General features: G+C 39.8%; 20 protein-coding genes, 1 pseudogene and 2 riboswitches. Of the genes and pseudogenes, 14 read left to right on the top strand and 7 right to left on the bottom strand.

The features are described from left to right. Window positions 1–6: 6 nt before the first annotated feature. The 3 genes from mtnA to ACQKL5_RS14855 all read right to left on the bottom strand — a co-directional run bounded on the left by mtnA (window position 7) and on the right by ACQKL5_RS14855 (window position 3,358). Window positions 7–1,053, bottom strand: coding sequence for an S-methyl-5-thioribose-1-phosphate isomerase (gene mtnA / locus ACQKL5_RS14865; protein ID WP_427609661.1), 1,047 nt, complete (start codon window positions 1,051–1,053; stop codon window positions 7–9). Window positions 1,054–1,066: 13 nt separating this feature from the next. After that, the gene (mtnK, locus tag ACQKL5_RS14860; protein WP_427609660.1) at window positions 1,067–2,266 is read right to left on the bottom strand and encodes an S-methyl-5-thioribose kinase; all 1,200 of its coding nucleotides are present in this window, start codon (window positions 2,264–2,266) and stop codon (window positions 1,067–1,069) included. A gap of 78 nt (window positions 2,267–2,344) precedes the next feature. Next, window positions 2,345–2,500, bottom strand: a riboswitch (SAM riboswitch). A 75-nt stretch (window positions 2,501–2,575) separates the two neighbouring features. After that, window positions 2,576–3,358, bottom strand: coding sequence for a carbon-nitrogen family hydrolase (locus ACQKL5_RS14855; protein WP_427609659.1), 783 nt, complete (start codon window positions 3,356–3,358; stop codon window positions 2,576–2,578). A 98-nt stretch (window positions 3,359–3,456) separates the two neighbouring features. Here ACQKL5_RS14855 and ACQKL5_RS14850 point away from each other — a divergent pair, with 98 nt between their 5' ends. The 7 genes from ACQKL5_RS14850 to ACQKL5_RS14820 all read left to right on the top strand — a co-directional run bounded on the left by ACQKL5_RS14850 (window position 3,457) and on the right by ACQKL5_RS14820 (window position 9,424). Then, a complete protein-coding gene (locus ACQKL5_RS14850) occupies window positions 3,457–4,641 on the top strand; it encodes a pyridoxal phosphate-dependent aminotransferase (protein WP_427609658.1) in 1,185 nt (394 codons plus the stop codon). A 121-nt stretch (window positions 4,642–4,762) separates the two neighbouring features. Further along, window positions 4,763–4,915, top strand: a riboswitch (SAM riboswitch). Window positions 4,916–5,065: 150 nt separating this feature from the next. Beyond that, window positions 5,066–6,298 (top strand): 2,3-diketo-5-methylthiopentyl-1-phosphate enolase, encoded by a 1,233-nt coding sequence (gene mtnW / locus ACQKL5_RS14845; RefSeq protein ID WP_427609657.1) that lies wholly within the window; start codon window positions 5,066–5,068, stop codon window positions 6,296–6,298. Window positions 6,299–6,300: 2 nt separating this feature from the next. Next, complete coding sequence (locus ACQKL5_RS14840; RefSeq protein ID WP_427609656.1) at window positions 6,301–6,957, top strand: 2-hydroxy-3-keto-5-methylthiopentenyl-1-phosphate phosphatase; 657 nt, start codon at window positions 6,301–6,303, stop codon at window positions 6,955–6,957. A 2-nt stretch (window positions 6,958–6,959) separates the two neighbouring features. Beyond that, window positions 6,960–7,583, top strand: a complete 624-nt coding sequence (locus ACQKL5_RS14835; protein WP_427609655.1) for a methylthioribulose 1-phosphate dehydratase — start codon at window positions 6,960–6,962, stop codon at window positions 7,581–7,583. A 22-nt stretch (window positions 7,584–7,605) separates the two neighbouring features. Continuing rightward, a complete protein-coding gene (locus ACQKL5_RS14830; protein WP_427609654.1) occupies window positions 7,606–8,139 on the top strand; it encodes a cupin domain-containing protein in 534 nt (177 codons plus the stop codon). A 127-nt stretch (window positions 8,140–8,266) separates the two neighbouring features. Further along, on the top strand, window positions 8,267–9,193 hold the full coding sequence (locus tag ACQKL5_RS14825; protein WP_427609653.1) for a CobW family GTP-binding protein: 927 nt from the start codon (window positions 8,267–8,269) through the stop codon (window positions 9,191–9,193). 63 nt (window positions 9,194–9,256) lie between these two features. After that, window positions 9,257–9,424, top strand: coding sequence for a hypothetical protein (locus ACQKL5_RS14820; protein ID WP_427609652.1), 168 nt, complete (start codon window positions 9,257–9,259; stop codon window positions 9,422–9,424). Window positions 9,425–9,460: 36 nt separating this feature from the next. On the opposite strand, the gene ACQKL5_RS14815 is transcribed toward ACQKL5_RS14820, so the two are convergent. Continuing rightward, on the bottom strand, window positions 9,461–9,703 hold the full coding sequence (locus tag ACQKL5_RS14815) for a DNA alkylation repair protein (RefSeq protein ID WP_402964784.1): 243 nt from the start codon (window positions 9,701–9,703) through the stop codon (window positions 9,461–9,463). A 105-nt stretch (window positions 9,704–9,808) separates the two neighbouring features. Here ACQKL5_RS14815 and ACQKL5_RS14810 point away from each other — a divergent pair, with 105 nt between their 5' ends. The 6 genes and pseudogenes from ACQKL5_RS14810 to ACQKL5_RS14785 all read left to right on the top strand — a co-directional run. After that, window positions 9,809–10,093 carry a hypothetical protein gene (locus ACQKL5_RS14810; protein WP_427609651.1) on the top strand — a complete coding sequence of 95 codons (285 nt, stop codon included), beginning with the start codon at window positions 9,809–9,811 and terminating at the stop codon, window positions 10,091–10,093. Between the two features lie 106 nt (window positions 10,094–10,199). Further along, window positions 10,200–11,162: a YncE family protein gene (locus ACQKL5_RS14805; RefSeq protein ID WP_427609650.1), complete on the top strand. Its 963-nt coding sequence runs from the start codon at window positions 10,200–10,202 to the stop codon at window positions 11,160–11,162. 5 nt (window positions 11,163–11,167) lie between these two features. Then, window positions 11,168–11,866 carry a response regulator transcription factor gene (locus tag ACQKL5_RS14800; RefSeq protein WP_427609649.1) on the top strand — a complete coding sequence of 233 codons (699 nt, stop codon included), beginning with the start codon at window positions 11,168–11,170 and terminating at the stop codon, window positions 11,864–11,866. Beyond that, window positions 11,856–13,271 (top strand): sensor histidine kinase, encoded by a 1,416-nt coding sequence (locus ACQKL5_RS14795; protein ID WP_427609648.1) that lies wholly within the window; start codon window positions 11,856–11,858, stop codon window positions 13,269–13,271. The genes ACQKL5_RS14800 and ACQKL5_RS14795 overlap by 11 nt, the downstream gene beginning before the upstream one ends. 17 nt (window positions 13,272–13,288) lie before the next feature. Continuing rightward, window positions 13,289–13,732 (top strand): FixH family protein, encoded by a 444-nt coding sequence (locus ACQKL5_RS14790; RefSeq protein ID WP_427609647.1) that lies wholly within the window; start codon window positions 13,289–13,291, stop codon window positions 13,730–13,732. A 1,047-nt stretch (window positions 13,733–14,779) separates the two neighbouring features. Next, a pseudogene (locus ACQKL5_RS14785) lies at window positions 14,780–15,157 on the top strand (CAP domain-containing protein); the annotation flags it as partial. Window positions 15,158–15,262: 105 nt separating this feature from the next. Here the strand turns inward: ACQKL5_RS14785 and ACQKL5_RS14780 are convergent. Beyond that, entirely contained in the window at window positions 15,263–15,664 is a 402-nt protein-coding gene (locus ACQKL5_RS14780) for an Hsp20/alpha crystallin family protein (protein WP_427609646.1), read from the bottom strand. 238 nt (window positions 15,665–15,902) lie between these two features. Between ACQKL5_RS14780 and ACQKL5_RS14775 the strand changes: the two genes are divergently transcribed. After that, the gene (locus ACQKL5_RS14775; RefSeq protein WP_427609645.1) at window positions 15,903–16,679 is read left to right on the top strand and encodes an SDR family oxidoreductase; all 777 of its coding nucleotides are present in this window, start codon (window positions 15,903–15,905) and stop codon (window positions 16,677–16,679) included. A gap of 56 nt (window positions 16,680–16,735) precedes the next feature. On the opposite strand, the gene ACQKL5_RS14770 is transcribed toward ACQKL5_RS14775, so the two are convergent. Together ACQKL5_RS14770 and ACQKL5_RS14765 are read right to left on the bottom strand one after the other, a co-directional pair. After that, window positions 16,736–18,091, bottom strand: a complete 1,356-nt coding sequence (locus ACQKL5_RS14770; protein WP_427609644.1) for an MATE family efflux transporter — start codon at window positions 18,089–18,091, stop codon at window positions 16,736–16,738. 124 nt (window positions 18,092–18,215) lie between these two features. Beyond that, the gene (locus ACQKL5_RS14765) at window positions 18,216–19,331 is read right to left on the bottom strand and encodes a mechanosensitive ion channel family protein (protein WP_427609643.1); all 1,116 of its coding nucleotides are present in this window, start codon (window positions 19,329–19,331) and stop codon (window positions 18,216–18,218) included. Between the last annotated feature and the right edge of the window lie 112 nt (window positions 19,332–19,443).

Genomic DNA, 19,443 nt, shown 5'->3' with positions numbered 1-19,443 from the left:
TATAACTCACTTAACAAATAGTGGGATATTACTCCTGTAATCGGGGGTTATGATTCCGTTTTCTGTAATGATGCTTGTAATAAGTGAATTCGGTGTAACATCAAAAGCAGGATTGAACGTCTTTACATTGTCCGGAGCAATCCTGATGCCCTGTATGGAAGTAATTTCATCCCCATTTCGTTCTTCAATTGGAATGGATTTTCCCGATTCAAGAGATGAATCGAAAGTGCTCGATGGTGCTGCCACATAAAAGGGGATCTCATAATGTTTGGCTAAAATTGCTAAACCTAATGTACCAATTTTATTGGCAGTATCACCGTTTGCCGCAATACGGTCGGCGCCGACAATGATGGCTCCAATTTTTCTTTGCAATATGGTGTGGGCAGCCATATTATCTGAGATTAAAGTAACGTCCACACCTGCCTGCATGAGTTCCCATGCCGTAAGACGTGCCCCTTGCAAGACTGGTCTCGTTTCACAGGCATAAACTTTTATAGGAAAGGACCTCTCCTTGGCTAGATGGAAGGGTGCAAGCGCTGTTCCGTACCGTGCGGTGGCAATGCCACCGGCGTTACAATGGGTTAAGATAGAATCACCTTCGTTGAATAAGGATAGACCGTATTCGCCAATTTTCCGGCACATCTCTTCATCCTCTGCAAATATCTTTTTTGCCTCCGAAACGAGAGCACTTTTTGCTGCAGGTATGCTTTTGGCTGCTTGTAGAGTATTTTCCATTCTTTTTAATGCCCAAAAAAGGTTGACCGCTGTAGGTCTTGAAGAAGCGAGTTTAGCAATATGCTTCGTGACATTTTGTTTGTATTGCCATAAATCAGTAGTGTTTTCTTGAATCGCACCAAGAGCTACGCCAAATGCCGCAGTGAGACCGATGGCAGGAGCACCGCGAACTTTCATGGTCACGATGCTTTCATAGACATCTTTAACCGTAAAAAGCTCGATGAATTCTGTTTTTGATGGCAAGGCTTGCTGATTCAACAAAGTAATATAGGTATCATTCCATTGAACAGAATAGGGTAGTGGTATTGTTGTTGTCATATGTATATCTCCTTTATAGGGTTGAATATGAAGCTACTGTATGCTGCTTTACGACTTCAATTACTGCGGGAATATTAAGTTCTTTTCGATTTTTTATCAAATGGGCACCAATCTTCAAGGTAGCCGTTTTAGCTGCAATTCTAGCTTCTTTATCCTCAATGCCGTTTAAATCAGCAACATGAGATAAACCGATGGTCCTTCGAATCAGTTCGCAGCCTGCAAAGCCGTATGCATCACCTTTGAATTTGGTGAGTACATAAGAAAGGTACCCCTCAATCTTGCTGTACGGACTTTTGTTAGTGGAATTCCATAGTGCTGAATACGTTTTTTCAAACGTAACCATAAAATCCTTAAGATATGTAAAAATCTCTTCCTTTTCAGTAGCCGGACGTGTTATCGCTTGGAAGAGAAGATTCGCAGTGTATTGGCCAAGGTCAAATCCAACAGGACCATAAAAAGCGAATTCTGGGTCAATTACCTTTGTTTCAGTATCACTTGCAAAAATGCTTCCTGTATGTAAATCGCCATGAAGGAGGGCTTCCTGTTCGGATTCGAAACTTTGTTTTAATTTAGCTACTTCAAGTAACAGTTCAGCATCATTCCAGATAGACTGGGCAGCCCCTGTTAACTCCGGTTCAAACTCCCCTGGATGCTCTTCCAAAAAAGGATCGGTGAAAATGAAGACCTCAGTAATTTTGCAGAGTTCAGGATTGGTGAAGTATCGTGCAACCTCTTTTTTCGCGGAAGGTTCCAAATGGAAATCAGAGGTATAAAAAGCGGTCTTGGCAACAAATTCACCGATATGTTTAGATAATAAGGGGAATGGATCTCCATTGATTAATCCGCTCCGGGCAATTTTAAGATGTGATAGATCTTCCATGACGGTGATGGCAAGCTGTTCATCAGAATAATAGACTTGTGGGACAAATTCAGGACAATAGCTTCGGAATTGAATAAGTGCATTTGCTTCGATTGCCGCTCTTTTTAAAGTCAATGGCCAGCTTTCGCCAAGGACCTTTGCGTAAGGAACCGCTTGTTTGATAATGACTCCTTTATTGTTGACGGAGTCGGTAACGTGAAAAACATAATTTAGATTTCCATCACCAATTTCATTACAATGTAATGAGTCAGTTGTATGGATTAACCCAAGTTTTTGTGTCAGGGCGATTGCCGTTTCGTTTGTCAATAGTTTAAAATTCGATGGTTGAGTCATTTCGTTCCCTCCAGCTCTTAGAATATAATGTAAAAAGCCTCTTTCATATAGAAAGAGGCAGAAGTTTCATCTTCGAACCTCTCATCTCCCAGAAAGTAAGCTTTCTGGTGGATTTAGCACCGTGCCCTGTGGATTTTTTAATCCGGCGGAATTTCCGCCCCATTTCACAATGGAATTACAGTCGGTTGCTGGGCTTCATAGGGCCTTTATCCCTCAGCCTGCTCTTGATAAGAGTATTGTTTTTATTTTCAGAAATATTAATCTTCGATAAGATGATATCAATATTTCAAATAGTTTGTCAATGTAAAATTAATAATATTCAGGACGACGGTCTTCAAATACCGGAATTTGACTCCTTGCTTCCGTTACTTTGACTAAATCTAGGGTGCCTAGTAGTAGTTCCTTTTCTTCTCCTGCTTCGCATATGATTTCACCCCATGGATCAATGATTATGGAATGTCCGGCAAATACATTCTTGGGGTCTGATCCCGAACGATTCACAGCAACAACGAAGGCTTGATTTTCAATGGCCCGACTGATTAACAGCGATCTCCAATGACTGAGCCTCGGTTTTGGCCACTCGGCTGATATGAATAAAACTTCCGCACCGCGTATCGTATGGGCCCGTTGCCATTCCGGGAATCGGATATCATAACAAATGAATCCTGCGCAAACTTTTTCATCAAGGGAAAATAATCCATCTTTTTCACCAGGTTGTAAGTAATGGTGCTCATCCATCAATTGAAACAGGTGGAGCTTGTCGTATTCTTTTACGAGTTTGCCTTCTTTATCGATGATGAGCATTGTGTTATAGATACCTTCCGTGGTTTTTTTTGCAATCGAGCCACCAATAAGGTGAATATGGTGTTTTTTTGCAAGTGCTTTTAGAAAGGTTATGGTTTGTTCCGCTTCCTCGTCTGAGATTTCTTGTAATCTCGTTAAATCATAACCGGTTGTCCATAGTTCTGGCAGCACGACGATATCCGGTTTAGACTGTGCAGCTTTTTCAATCCATTGTTCTGCCACCTGAAAATTAATATCCGGTTGTCCAAAGGCAATTTCCATTTGTAGGCAGGCGATTTTCCATTTCATATTAAAACCTCCATATGTAAAAAAGTACTTTACAAGATTATGATAAACATATATCATTTGTGACTAGAATTTCAAGAAATTTCAGAGAAGGTGTAAAGATGGTGCAATTCGAAAAATCCAAACTTCTTCAGGAGCTTCCCAAGCAATTTTTTGCTTCTTTAGTTGAAAAAGTAAATAAGATATCTTCACAAGGCCATGATGTCATTAATCTTGGACAGGGAAATCCAGATCAACCTACTCCAGGTCATATTGTGCAAAGTCTGCAGACAGCATCAGAAAATACTATGAATCATAAATATTCTCCTTTCCGAGGTCATCAATATTTAAAAGAAGCTGCGGCTCTCTTCTATGAACGTGAATATGGCGTCAAGCTAGACCCCAAAACGGAAGTGGCAATTCTATTTGGTGGAAAGGCTGGCCTTGTGGAATTACCGCAGTGCTTATTGAATCCAGGCGATACAATTTTAGTACCTGATCCTGGCTATCCCGATTATTTGTCAGGCGTGGCCTTAGCACAGGCTAAAACAGAAATTATGCCCTTGACGGAAGAAAATGATTTTCTCCCTAATTACCAGGAAATAGATACTAAAGTTTTGGAAAAAGCCAAAATGATGTTTTTGAATTACCCGAATAATCCTACAGGAGCTTCCGCAACAGAAGAGTTTTTTGAAGAAACCGTTATAAGGGCCAAAGAGCACTCAATTTGTGTGGTTCATGATTTTGCTTACGGGGCAATAGGGTTTGATGGAAAAAAACCATTAAGTTTCCTTCAAGTAAAGGGTGCGAAAGATGTCGGAATAGAAATTTATACACTATCAAAAACTTATAATATGGCAGGGTGGAGAGTCGGTTTTGCTGTTGGTAACGAAAGTATCATCGAAGCAATCGAATTATTACAGGATCATCTTTATGTCAGCCTCTTTCCGGCCATACAAGAAGCAGCGGAATGCGCCTTATTGGATTCACAAAATTGCGTAAAAGAACTGGTGGACATGTACGAAGGACGAAGAAATGTATTGATTGAAGGATTACGGTCAATTGGATGGGATGTCCAGGCTCCTGATGCTTCCTTTTTTGCATGGCTTAAGGTCCCGGAAGGTTTTACATCCGCTAGCTTTGCGGACCATTTATTAACCCAAGCTCATGTCGCCGTTGCACCAGGAAATGGTTTTGGTGAGTTTGGTGAAGGGTATGTCAGGGTAGGACTTCTTACTTCAGAAGAGAGGCTTCAAGAAGCAGTAGAAAGAATTGGTGCCTTGAACTTATTTGGTGAAAAACAGTGAGTGTAAGGTTTGATTGATTTAAATCGCTAAAACCTATTGACAAAGTATGAATTGCATGAAAGAATATAAAGATAATTCTAAATCTTTAAATTAGATACTCAAACAAAAATATAATAGCATTTTCTTATTTTGAGCAGGTGGAGGGACTAGCCCGATGAAACCCAGCAACCGACTGTAATACCATTGTGAAATGGGGCGGTAATTCCGCCGGATCCTTGTTGGGTCCACAGGGCACGGTGCTAATTCTTGCAGCCATCCGGCTGGGAGATAAGAAGATGGCTTTTTAAAGCCTCTTCTTTAGGAAGGGGCTTTTGTGTTTTGCTCAAAAATAGATTTGTGGTAATATCACTCTTTTTCAGATGAGCAGGGCTGGGTACATGAAGAAATACTTCAACATTGACTTTAACGTATAAGGAGTGATCAAATGAGTGAAATAATCGCTACGTATTTACTTCATGATTTCAAAGGAGAGCATGAAAAAAAAGCAGAAGGCATTGCATTAGGATTGACGGTAGGGACTTGGACAGAACTGCCTCACTTAGTGCAGAAGCAATTGGAAAAACATAAAGGGAGAGTAATTTCCGTAACACCTCTTCCTGAAGAAGGGCGAGTTAATCTCTATTTCGGTCAAAAAGTGTACCGTTCAACAATCAAGATTGCCTACCCTGCAGGTAATTTTTCTAATGATCTACCGGCCATCCTGACGACGGTATTCGGTAAACTGTCATTGGATGGGGAAATCAAATTGATAGATTTGGATTTTGTTGGCGATATTCAAAAAGCCTTCCCAGGTCCTCGATTTGGCATTACTGGAATCAGGGAAAAAATTGATGTATTTGACCGTCCTCTCGTGATGAGTATTTTTAAAGGGGTGTTAGGTCGGGATCTTGCTTATCACAATGAACAATTATTGCAACAGGCACTGGGAGGGGTCGATCTTGTAAAGGATGATGAAATTCTCTTTGATCAAGAGCAGACGCCATTTTTCGATAGAGTAAGAACGGGCAAGACCATTTTGGAAGATGTCTATGAAACTACGGGTCATCGGACTATATATGCTGTGAATCTATCAGGGAGAACATTCGAATTGATGGATAAAGCAGAGCGTGCAGCTGAAGCTGGGGCCGATGCTTTATTATTTAACGTTCATACATATGGATTAGATGTACTACAGGCTTTACGTGAAAACAATCGGATTAATCTACCAATCATGGCTCATCCGGCATATAGCGGAGCATTAGCTTCCTCAGCTTTATATGGAGTCAGCTATTCCCTTCTTCTTGGAAAGTTGGCAAGGCTCTCAGGTGCTGATTTATCCCTATTCCCTTCTCCATACGGAAATGTGGCACTCGATAAAGCAGAGGCATTAGCGGTTGCTGAAGCTTTGACGAAAAATGAGCCATCATGGAAAAAGGCCTTCCCGGTCCCATCAGCGGGCATACATCCAGGTATGGTACCTAATCTTATCAAAGATTTTGGATTAGAAAGCGTGATAAATGCGGGTGGAGGTGTCCATGGTCACCCTGATGGTGCAAAGGGTGGAGCACAGGCATTCCGTTCAGCGGTAGAAGCTGTACTTGCTGGAAAATCATTATCTTTAGCAGCTAAGGAAGATCATGGACTTCAAAAAGCGCTGGCCTTATGGGGAGGATTATAAGCATGATCAAACCGATTATATTTTGTGATTTTGATGGAACGATTACCAACTCGGATAATATCATCTCAATCATGAAGAAGTTTGCACCGCCAGGTTGGGAGTCATTAAAAGATGGCGTCCTTCAGCAAAAAATCAGTATTTCTGCTGGTGTGGGCGAGATGTTCTCCCTGCTGGACAGCGATCTAAAGGATGACATCATCCAATATGTCAAGGACACAGCGGGCATTCGTCCAGGATTCAGTGATTTTGTAGATTTTACAAAAAAAGCAGATATTCCTATTTATATTGTTAGTGGTGGGATGGACTTCTTTGTTGAACCACTTTTGAATGATTTATTGTCTACAGATCGTGTCTATTGTAATCATGCCAATTTTGAACAGGAAAAAATTGTGATTGAATGGCCGCATACATGTGATGAACATTGTGATTATGGGTGTGGCTGCTGTAAACCAACGATTATGCGGAAACTTTCAACGAAAAATGACTACAGGCTAGTTATCGGAGACTCGGTTACGGATTTTGAAGCCGCTAAACAGGCTGATTTTGTCATTGCACGAGACCGGCTGCTTGAAAAGTGTCGTATAGAAGGTATTCCTCATCAAGAATTTGAAACTTTCTTTGATGTGATCAATATTCTTAAAAAGCTACAGGAGGTGTAAGAGTGGTACTTTCAAAAGAGTGGCAGGAATTAGCGGAAATAAAGGCTGAACTGGCAGATAGAGATTGGTTTATGGGTACGAGTGGAAATTTATCAATCCGTGAGGCTAAAAGCCCGAATTTTTATATTACGGCAAGTGGCAAAGATAAACGTAAGCAGACAGATTCAGATTTTGTATTGGTGGATTTGTCTGGAACACCAATCGGAACCACTGAGCTCAGGCCTTCTGCTGAAACACTTCTTCATACAGAGATTTATCGAAAAACAGATGCGAACTGCATCCTCCATGTCCATACAGTTGAAAATAATGTGATTTCTGAGTTATATGCTGAAATGGGGGAAGTGACGTTCCGAAACCATGAAATCATCAAAGCGACTGGTCGATGGCAGGAAGATTCAGAATTGAAGATACCTATCATCCATAATCATGCCAATATTCCTCTACTTGCAGAAACATTCAGTCCACATGTCGATGCAGACACGGGTGCCGTACTTATCAGAAATCATGGAATTACCGTTTGGGGAAAAAGTGGGCTGGAAACAAAGAAGATTTTAGAAGCGTGTGAATTTCTGTTTCAATACCAGCTGTTGCTTAATCAGCAAAAGATAGTAGCTGGTTCAATATAATAATCCTAAAGGAGGAAAAATAATGGCTACAATCAGATTCCATGAAACAAATGGGGTAATCGAACTAAATGAAGAGGTCCATAGCTTTTTAGAGACACAAGGGGTCATTTACGAACAATGGGACATTGCAAAATTGCCGGCTCATTTGGTTGAAAAATATGATTTAACAGATGACGATAAAAATGAAATTCTTAAAGCCTTTGAGTCTGAGATTAGTGAAATATCGGAGAGAAGGGGATATAAAGCGCATGATATTATCTCATTATCCGATGCCAATCCAAATTTGGATCAACTGTTACAGAACTTTAAGCAAGAACATCACCATGAAGATGATGAGGTACGGTTCATCGCCGGGGGAACAAGTATCTTTGCCATTGAGGGCAGTGATGGAAAATGGTTTGATGTACGCCTCAACCCTGGAGATTTAATCAGCGTACCAGAATCGACACGCCATTATTTCACTCTAGCAGAAGACAGAAAAACGGTGGCCGTCCGCATTTTCGTTACACCAGCCGGCTGGGTGCCGATATATGAGAAAGATGAAGTTCAGGCATAATAAATGATTAAAAAAACCAGCTTTCGGGCTGGTTTTTTTGTGCTGTTTCCCCAGGGTGCTTTAGCAGGAGAATTATGATAAAATTTAACGGGAATCAAAATAGCATGGATTATAGGAGCAGATATTAATGAAAACGACCGAAGTATACATATTAGGCGGTTTTCTCGGTAGCGGGAAAACGACGCTTCTTCGAAATATATTAAAGCAGGAAAATGAAGTGGACAGAAAAGTGGCTGTGCTTTTAAATGAACTTGGCAGTGTGTCCGTAGATAGTGGCCTGATTGGTGATGATGTGCCGTTGAAGGAATTGTTCGATGGTTGCATATGTTGTACCATTCAGGACAAACTTGAAATTCAGTTGCAAGAATTACTGACAGAAAATGATTTAGATGCCGTTTATATTGAAACGACAGGGGCTGCCCACCCGGTTGAAGTACTTGATGGGATCATGTCACCGCTTTTTGCCAACAAGTTGGAGTATAAAGGGATTATAACAGTGGTTGATTTATTGCGGTGGCGCGATCGTGAACAGCTTTCGCCGCAACTTCGTCAGTTACTGGCCGAACAGATACATCATGCAGATTTCATTTTATTAAACAAAGCCGATTTGGTAAGTGAAATGGAGGCCGCTCAACTTATTTACTCAATCCAAGGATTGAATCCCGAAGCAGTATGCTTATTGACGGAGTATGCAGCTGTTGCTCTTAGTTCCTTGCAGCAAATGCATAGGAAGCAACATAATAACCATCAAAAGCTTGATGTACATAGTCATCTCCATTTACGTGCAATTGTGCACACTTTTGAAGGGGCCATTAATCAAGCTGATTTTGAGGATTGGCTCAGGGCCCTTCCTGAAACGGTGTATCGAATGAAAGGATATCTTTCCTTCACCCATTCGCAGTACCCTACTTTATTTCAATATTCATATGGCATGCCATTATATATGGATGAAATCATCAAAATGCCATTGAATATCGTGATTATTGGAGAAAAACTGGATAAAGACGCTATAATCAGTGAGTTGAAGTTTTTGGAAGCGAAGGCGACCATGTAGGTGTTTACCTCCCATCAAAACCGGGAAAAGTTAGGTAGACAAGTCTTCAAGGAGGCGGTATATATGCCGTGGAATAAAAGAGATTATCCTAATTCAATGAAAAATCTAGATGAAGATGTCCGTGCCAAAGCCATCGAGATTGCGAATGCATTACTTGATGATGGTTATGATGATGGGAAAGCCATTCCAATAGCCATTGATCGAGCAAAAATGGCAGTCGGAAAAGAGTGAAAAAAATCAGGCCCCATTAAATTGGGCCTGATTTTTTTATGACTGTAGACCAAAAGCGGCAAATGTTTTCTCATCCTCAATTAAGCCGCATGCTGCGCACTGTACTCGAACATCAGGCCCGTTATAAGCTAAGTGAAAGGGCTGAAGGGAATCATTTGAGTACTGTTCAACAATCTCACCTGATTGAGGATCTTTCTTAACAGGGGTCGGAACCTGTTCAATGAGATTGAAGCGAGATTTATTTGTCCGGCAATTCGGACAGCGATATACTTGAGACAATGCACTCACTCCTTTAAAAGTTAATACGTGTATATGTATAGTCTTTACGATAGTGAATGGTAATATGTATAAATTAGTAATGGATGGAAGGGATATGAATGAAAGATGAAAGATATAGGAAAAGATCGAGCTTTATTGGAGGCTTATGCAAGCCTATGGAATAATAGGAAGGTAATGAAGGGGGATGAAGAACCGCTCCTGATTCTATCAGAACTTGTCCGCCGTGAACTCTTGGATGAAAATGCTCATCCAAGGGCCAGGAAGCCCATTCATGAAAAATTTCATTTGAGTGTCAATCGGGTGATGGAATCTTCACTTACAGATGAAGAAAAGACGGCACTCATTTCAGTTTATTGTACGGTTCAGGAAAGGATTTTGGCTTTAAAGTAAATGGTTATTCATGTCGGTTATTTTTCGTTTATGCTTCACACTTTTTTCACACTTTGTTGTTAAAATATAATAAAAATACCTTTTACTTGAATGAGGAGTCAAAATCATGATGCGGGTTATTATCCTTTTATTTGCCGTAGTCCTGCTGTATGGGTGCAACAGCAATGAATCATATACGAAAGTGAACCTGAATCAATCTTTTTTGGCAACAGTCAATATTAAAGATACGAGCTTGACATTCCTGGATGAAAACTATCAGCTTTTTGCTAGGTGGGATATTTCTAAACCATTTACCGGTGCTTTGCTTTTAGCGAATAAAGATACCGTCCTTCTTTATGGGAAGGAGATGGAGACAATTGAAGCATACTCTTTATCCGCGGGTAAACATATTGACAGTTGGAAGGCAGGGAAGGGAATCGTCAACATGCTTATGCTTCAAGATGGGGAGAGCATTGTTGCGGTCAACCAACTGAATCATTCCATCTACTTTTTTGATAAAGAAGGCAAGCAACAAGACAGAGTTACAGTTGGTAAAAGTCCATTGACGGTTCTACAAGGAAAGCAAGCAAGTAACTTATATGTCATTAACTTTGGCGATACCCATTGTTCAATCATTAACCTTGAAACGAAACAGGTTGATCGGGAATTTACAATACAAGGTTCTTCCACGGGAGCGCTATTAAGAGAAGAACATCAGGAGATCTGGATTGGGGGCCATGGGGAAGGAAATCAGGTTGAAGAAAATCTCTATATGTATTCGACTGAAACGGGAAAGATGAAAGGTAAGCTTAAGGTGCCAACTATGCCAATTAAATTCATTGAAAATGAAGACGGGCTATTTATCCTGAGTCACGGTACTAGTTCCTTATATAAAATGAATGATAAGTATGAAGAAATCAAGAGCCTCGTTGTAGGTGTTAACCCTTTTGAAATGGGAAACTTCAAAGGAGATTTGGTAGTGGCAGGATATGATAGTGACGAAGTGTATGTAGTGAATACAGAAACTATGGATGTCAAGCTAACTGTTGAAGTTGGAGAAGGTCCATTTCAAATGATGATTAGGGAGTAGATAAAATGCATCATTACACCATTTTAATCGTTGATGATGAAGAAGATATGCGTAATTTAGTGGAAATGTATTTACTTAATTCAGGATATACTTGTCTTCAAGCTGCTAATGGAGTAAAAGCTATAAACCTGGTTGAATCACATGAAGTCGATTTAATCCTGATGGATATCATGATGCCGGAAATGGACGGTTTCTCCATATGTGAAAAAATCCGTTTGAAATCTGAAGTTCCTATTATTTTTGTCAGTGCTAAAGGTGAGGAATGGGATAAGGTGAAAGGATTGCGAATGGGCGCCGATGATTATATGGTAAAGCCATTTAATCCTGGTGAACTGGTGGCGAGGGTTGAAGCTGTATTGCGCAGAACAGGGAAGGGAAAAATGCCAGTGAACCGAGAAAACGGAAATATCATTCAATTGGGTGAAATTTACGTGAATATTGATTCTAGAAATGTAGTAATAGAGAAAGAGCAGGTCATTTTGACATTGAAGGAATTTGAATTGCTTGTATTCCTCATGCGTCACCAAAATCAAGTGTTAAGCCGCGAACAACTGCTTGAGAACATTTGGGGTACAGAATATGGAGGGTCTTTGCGTACGGTAGATACGCATATTAAAACGCTAAGAATGAAAATGAGGACAGCCGATTATATTCAGACGGTTTGGGGAATTGGTTATAAAATCGAGGAAAAAGATGTGGAATAAGCGACATTCCCTTTCTATTAAACTGTGGTTTACAATCATTTCAGCAATTATTATATCAGTGCTATTCGCCTATTCATTATCTCAATATTATTATAAAAATTTATATGTAAAGAAAATAAAAACAGATTTAGTCAATGAAGCTACCAAGCTTGGGGAGGACTATCAGGGTGGAGAAATCACTGAAGATTTCATGAAAAGGGTGGAGTGGTTCAATAGTAAAAATGACAGTGAAGTCTTTGTTGTCAATAATCCAAGGGAATTGAGTGCATGCCTGCCATTTGAGATTGATTATGACACCCTGATCTCCGAAGAAGAAAGGCAATTACTTTTAGAGGGACATGCCATTGAAAAAGAGGGGTATGAGAAGAGATTCGAACAGAATATTGTTGCCGCAGTTATTCCTCTAATGGATGAGGCCCGACTTGAAGGAATCATTTATACATACATTCCCGTTGATTCGATTACCGATTTACTTAGAGAATTAGCTGCAAGATGGTTAGTTGCCACTTTCTTATTTTTAATCGTAGCGATTTTTCTTATGACAAAATGGTTGAAAAAGCTGATTAGCCCGATCAAGGATATCGAAAGGGCCGTACATCGCATTTCTGAAGGTGATTATAACATAAAACTTCAAGTGGAAAGTCAAGATGAAATAGGAAAATTGGCGCTAGCTTTCAATGAGATGGCACAGTCGATTTATTTAGAAGAAGAAAGAAAAAAAGAATTCCTTGAAAATGTAGCCCATGAGTTAAGAACACCACTAAGCTATGTGATGGGATATACGCAGGCAATAAAGGATGGTATTGTGAAGGATGAGGAAGAAAAACAAAAATACCTTCAACTCATTTCAAGGGAAACGCAAAGGTTACAGAAACTCTTAGGAGATTTGATGGATTTAGCAAAGTTGGACAGCGAGCAAGTCGTTTTTCGTAATCTGCCGATAGCCTTTGCTCAATTCATTGAAGAAGTTATTGCTAAATATGAACCTGCATTAAAAGAGAAGAACCTTCGTTTACAGGCTGAACTGGATCCGGATCCGATTATTTTGGGAGATGATGGAAGGATAGAGCAAATCCTTCATAATATCTTGGATAACTCTATTAAATATACCGATATGGGAGGTACCATATCCCTTTCGTTACACCAACAAAAAGATGAGTGTGAGCTCATAATCAGAGATACGGGAAGAGGTATACCGGAAGCCGATCTTCCACATGTAATGGAACGCTTTTACCGAGTGAACAAAGCTCGAAGTCGATTTGATGGGGGTTCAGGGCTTGGGCTTTCCATCGTCAAGAAACTGGTGGAACAGCAAAAAGGCCAGATCTATATAGAAAGTGTGGCCCAGACGGGTACTAAAGTCCGCATTGTACTTCCGACTATAAAAGATGATTGGAAATTATAACAAAGGGGAAATAAGTGATGAGAAAAATGATGGTTGTAATATGTTCAGCTTTAATCCTATTGGCTGGTTGCGGTAAAGAAGAAGAGATTCCAAAGCTACTGAATGTCGATTTAACTGTCGAACCTACTAATGGTGAAAAGAATGAGCCTGTAACTTTCCAGGCAAAAGTAACCTATGGTGATGAGAAAGTGAAGGATGCTGATGATGTGAGTTTTGAAATTTGGCTCGCAAATAGTGAAGACCATGAAAAAGTAGCTGCCACCCATAAAGGGGATGGAATCTATGAATTGGAAAAATCCTTTGCTGAAGAAGGAACTTATTATGTATATGCTCATGTAACGGCAAGGGATATGCACAATATGCCGAAGGAGGAATTCGTTATTGGAAATCCAAGCTCCCCTGAGGATAATGGCGGCTCTAAAAGTATGGATGAAATGGATCATGAAGAAAGTGACAAGTAAAATCAAAGGATTTGGAGAACTTTGATATGTTGGAAGCTGTTCGAGTGAAAGCTCGAACTTTTTTATTTCTTTAAAACTATCATTTTTTAACGGGGAAAAAGGAAAAGTGCTAGCTTGAAAATATAAGTTATACGAAATGTTTGTAACATAAAAGTAAAAAAAGTCATATCAAAAAGGTTTTATCCAAGTTGTCAACTAAAAATTATTAGTATTCCATGGTAATAGTATTATGTATCTACCATTGACAAAAAAATCGTGGAAAATTTATCTAACTGTAAAAAAAAGCAAAACATTGATAGATAAAGGTTTTTCTCTATGACTTTGAAACTAGGGATATGTTCCTTCCAAACGTTAGTCGTTAACTAATCATCTGGAAATTGATGGAGCCATTGTTACAAAAAACGCATGATATGATATTTCCAGAAGCAAGACACATCAACGTACTAACGGGAGGAAATACAAATGAAAAAGAAAATGTTTATATCAGCAGCTGCAGCTGCAGCTATTATTTTTACAGGAGCGGGTGCTAGTCAAGCAGATGCGGCAAACTGCGAAACTGTGAAGCAAGTAACAAATAAATCTATTAATCACGAAGATATACAAAAAATACTTGAACAATATTTAGCTAAGTATAATATTGTAGTTCCTGCTTCTCACTTTTCATTCAAAACATTTCAACATCAAGTACAAGTAACACCAAAAGTGCAACCTGAAGCAACGGAAGAAGTAGTAACACCGGAAGCGCAACCTGAAGCAACGGAAGAAGTAGTAACACCAGAAGTGCAACCTGAAGCAACGGAAGAAGTAGTAACACCAGAAGCGCAACCTGAAGCAACGGAAGAAGTAGCAGCACCGGAAGCGCAACCTGAAGCAACGGAAGAAGTAGCAGCACCAGAAGCGCAACCTGAAGCAACGGAAGAAGTAGCAGCACCAGAAGCACAGCCTGAAGCAACGGAAGAAGTAGCAACACCGGAAGCACAGCCTGAAGCAACAGAGCAAGTAGACACTGAAAAAGCAAATGACGATCAAAAAGAGACAAGCTCAGAATTAAGCGCTTTTGAAAAAGAAGTGGTAACGCTAACGAACGCTGAGCGTGCAAAACAAGGTTTATCCGCTCTTGAAATCGATACTGAATTAAGCAAGGTAGCCCGTTTGAAATCTCAAGATATGAAAGACAATAACTATTTTGATCATAATAGCCCAACTTACGGCTCTCCATTCGATATGATGAAACAATTCGGAATCAGCTATACATCAGCTGGAGAAAATATCGCCCAAGGTCAACAAACACCTGAAGAAGTGGTTGAAGCATGGATGAACAGCCAAGGTCACCGTGAAAACATCATGAATTCAAGCTTTACTCATATCGGTGTTGGCTATGTAGAATCTGGTAACTACTGGACTCAACAATTCATCGGTAAATAATAAGGTTAATAGTTTTAAAAGAAGAGTGTACCCATCGAATGTTGTGGGTACACTCTTTTTTTTTGTAAAATCATCAGAATAGGCTGACAAGGATAGTTGAGGAGATTAAAATTCAGATACATCGATTTCGGAGTACTGTGAGTTGAAGCTTTTTGGTAGACGAATTTCCAGTGTACCGTCTTTATATTGAGCAGCCGCTCCTTTTTTCTTTACGAGAGCTGGCAGCGTAATAACATGACGATCTGGTGCTTCCGGAATACCTTCAACGATTGATTGATTAGAAGTATGATATAGTTTCATTTGCTTGAGCCAGACCTCATCCTTGACAGGGATTCTTATGAAGACATAAGAGTGAGTTTCGAATACCTCAGCTTGTAAAGGAAGGTCCGAATTTTTATTTTCTTTATGGAAGGAACCATCCTTTTGATTCGTCATCCCTTGCATATTTTCCGGTAGGACCTGAGTAAATACTTTTTCAATGAATGACTGCACATCACTTTGTTGCATATTCTTCAAAAAATCCTTTTGATTTGGGTTTTTTTGAAAAGAAAAAAGTGAATTCCAAGGAAACATATTGAATTCCTTTCTCCTGCATATCATGTGACAGGGTTATTTTTTTTATCATATGCAGGCTGAAGCCTATAGGTTCTTTTTAAATATGTTAATATTTAGGTTAAAGTCCGGTGGTATGGATATTAAGTATATTTAAATTAATTTTACGTCATTTGATAAAGAGGAGATGCCCATGGATGATAAAGTGGCAATCATTACTGGCGGAGCTAGGGGAATTGGTAGAAGAGTTGCCTATTCATTAGCTGGTATGGGAGTATCTGTAGTCATTACTTTTCGGAAAAGTAAACAGGAAGCGACATCTTTGGTACAAGAATTGAAGGACAAATACTCCGTGAAGGCATTAGCTATCGAAAGCGATGCTTCGATAGAAAGGGATTGCAAGGATTTGGTAGCTATAGTTCTGGATACTTTCGGGCGAATCGACTTCTTTATCCATAATGCAGGTCCATATTTGCATGAACGTAAATGCATGACCGAATATAGCAGTAACGAATGGAATTACGTGGTGAATGGTAATTTAAATGGTTTTTTCTATTTGACGAAGGAAATCATTCCTGATATGCGAAAGAGAAGATGGGGTAGAATTATTACTCTTGGTTTTGACCGGTGCGAGACGGCACCCGGTTGGACCTACCGCTCGGCGTTCGCTGCGGCAAAAAGCGGGTTGACCTCCCTAACGAGAACATTGGCTTTAGAAGAAGCTACAAATGGTATCACGGTGAATATGGTTAGCCCTGGCGATATCGTGGGTGTCTGGAAGGAAGCGGACATTGACTTTGCCACTGGGGATAAGGATGAGACGGTTCCGGTTGGAAGGCAAGGAACAGGTGGCGATGTTGCCCGTGTCATCACTTTTTTGTGTCAAAATCAATCTGATTTCATTACGGAAAGCGTCATTCCGGTTACCGGTGGGAGTGATATTCTAGGGAAAATGAATAGGAAAGGTTAGATTTCGTTATATCTTCAGGATGGAAAAAAGGTGAAGGGGTATACCCTTTCACCTTTTTATGCTGCTTTATTATATTTTATATGCTGGATGTATCTTAAGCGTGCGGCCAGTCCTATTGCTCCTAATGCCAAACCGGAAATTAAGCCGACCCAATATCCGAAGGCGCCCATTTCCGTATACTTAGCAAACAAATAGCCTATAGGTAATCCAAGTACCCAATAGGAAACAAGTGACATAGCGAAAGTGACGTTGACATCTTTATACCCACGTAGTATTCCCTGTATGGGTGCCTGCAGGGCATCGGATATCTGAAAGAAAATGGCATAAATTAAAAAGTGAGATGTTAGCAGCACTACTGCATGATCTTTTGAATAAAGAGCAGCTACCGGTTCACGGAAGAAATAGAGGATAGCAGAACTGAGCAATGCCATCGAAAGTGCCATGACTATTCCTATCCAGCTGTATTCCCGGGCATCTTTATATCGTTTGGCACCTATTTCATAGCCAATGACAATGGTAAGTGCCATCGAAATGCTAAGCGGCATCATATAAAGCAAAGATGCGAAATTCATTGCAATTTGATGTGAAGCAATTGTCACGGTATCATATTTACTCATGAAAAGGGTGACAGCTGAGAAAATGCTGGTTTCGAAAAAAATAGCCATTCCGATGGGCACGCCTATTTTCAATAGGGACCGCCATTCAATCCATGACACTCGGAAAAATTCTCGGAAAACTTGATAGGAAGAAAATGGACTTATTTTCAACACGACTAAAATAGCGATTAAAGCTATTAACCAATAGGTGATGGCTGTAGCATAACCAGAACCGACACCTCCAAGTTCTGGAAATCCGAATTTTCCGTAGATTAGGAAGTAATTGAACATAACATTAATTGGGAGTGCCACCAGCGTGATGATCATCGAGATTCTTGTTTGACCCAGCGCATCTATGAAGGACCTTAAAGCATTATAAATGAACAAAGGAATGATTCCGATTGATAGGGCTACCAAATAATCATGCGCGACACGGTGGACTGTGGGATTCAAATCCATAGCATGCAAAATAGGGTTAAGAGCAAACATTCCGGCTACTAAAACAATAAGGGCTAAAGAAATGGCCAAATATAAGGCTTGCATCACTGAATAGGATACCAATTTGGGGCGCTTAGACCCTATCAACTGTGAGACTACCGGAGTCAAGGCGATTAAGATTCCACTCAATCCCGTGTAAACGGGCGTCCAAAGTGAACTTCCAATCGAGACGCCGGCAACGTCTTCTGTACTATATTGCCCTGACATCATCACATCAAAAAAAGTCATGGCATACAGACTTATTTGAGTGATGAGGATTGGCAACAGAATATAAAATAACAAACGAATCTTTTCTGTTTTTTTAAAGGTTTGATTCATCAATGTACCTCTTGTATGAAATTTTTCACAATGAGAGAATTATATCATAAATATCCGCGAAATTTTCAGTTTTATCTTAAGGTTAAATTTAAAAAAAGACTGCCAGTATTCGGCAGTCTCACTTTCAGTCATGCATGGATTGAAAATCATTCATGTCTGCTGTATGTGAATCGGTTTGTAGGATAAAGGCTTGTGAAGGGATGGCGATTTGAACATCTTCTTCTTCAAGGATATCCAAAATCTTAAAGTTTATATCTTCCTTGATTGCTAAATAATCTCCATAGTTGGTCTCGTTCGAGAAGAAATATAGATAAACGTTGAACCCTGTATGACTGAATTCATCGAATTTCACCAATATGGTTTCGGGATGGACTTCGGGATGATCAATAAGCATTTTCTCAATTCGCTTAATGACAGCTTCCAACTTATCTTTTGGTGTCGCGACACTTACACCTAAATGAAAAGCTATCTGCCTCTTGCCCATTTTGGACCAGTTGATGATTGGTTCATTTGAAAGTGTAGCATTCGGGACCGTAACGAGTGCCTGGGCAAATGTCCTCACCTTTGTACTACGAAACGTAATGTCTTCAATCGTTCCTTCAACACTTGGAGTTTTGATCCAATCACCGATGGTGAAAGGTTTTTCGGTAACGATAACGATACCGCCAAAGAAGTTACTCACTGTATCCTTTGCAGCAAGGGCAAAGGCTAACCCACCTAGTCCAAGACCTGCAACAAATCCGTTGACGTTAAATCCCCATTCTTCTGCAATGATTGATGCACCCAATGCCAAGATGATCGCCTTAATGATTTTTGTAAAGAAAGGCATGACGATTTGGTCGACTTCCAGACCGAATTTACTGATCAACTTAGGGAATAAGATCGTCAAAATTGAACTAATGTTGAAAATCGTCCAGAAGAATAAGAAAACAAAGACCGAACGGTAGATCTTCAATCGTAAATTTTCGGATGGTATGTCATCGATTGGAAAGTAATGCATCGAAATAATAACACCGAGCAAAACAATGAGCCACCTTACTGGCTGTTCTATAGCCAGCATAAGGTTGGCAGCAAACTCGATTTTTCGTTTTTTAGCAATTTTCAGGAAAAATTTGAATATATAAGTGGTGAATGCTTTCCTCAGCAAAAGGACAATCAGGAAAATAACTATTGAGATTCCGAGTTGTGTCCATGCTTCTATTCCTTCAAATTGATTAAGAGATTCAGAAACTTCTTGCAATTTAATGTTCCTCCAATGTATTCTGTAGTATTCTAGAATATTAAGATTATAATATATTCAGAGTGAAAAAGAAAAAATAATCGCTCACTGCATTTATTGCGTCATTTCCTTA

This window comes from Peribacillus sp. NPDC097675 (assembly GCF_050277655.1).
Classification (GTDB): Bacteria; Bacillota; Bacilli; order Bacillales; family DSM-1321; genus Peribacillus.
This window is presented reverse-complemented; position numbering and strand designations above follow the sequence as displayed.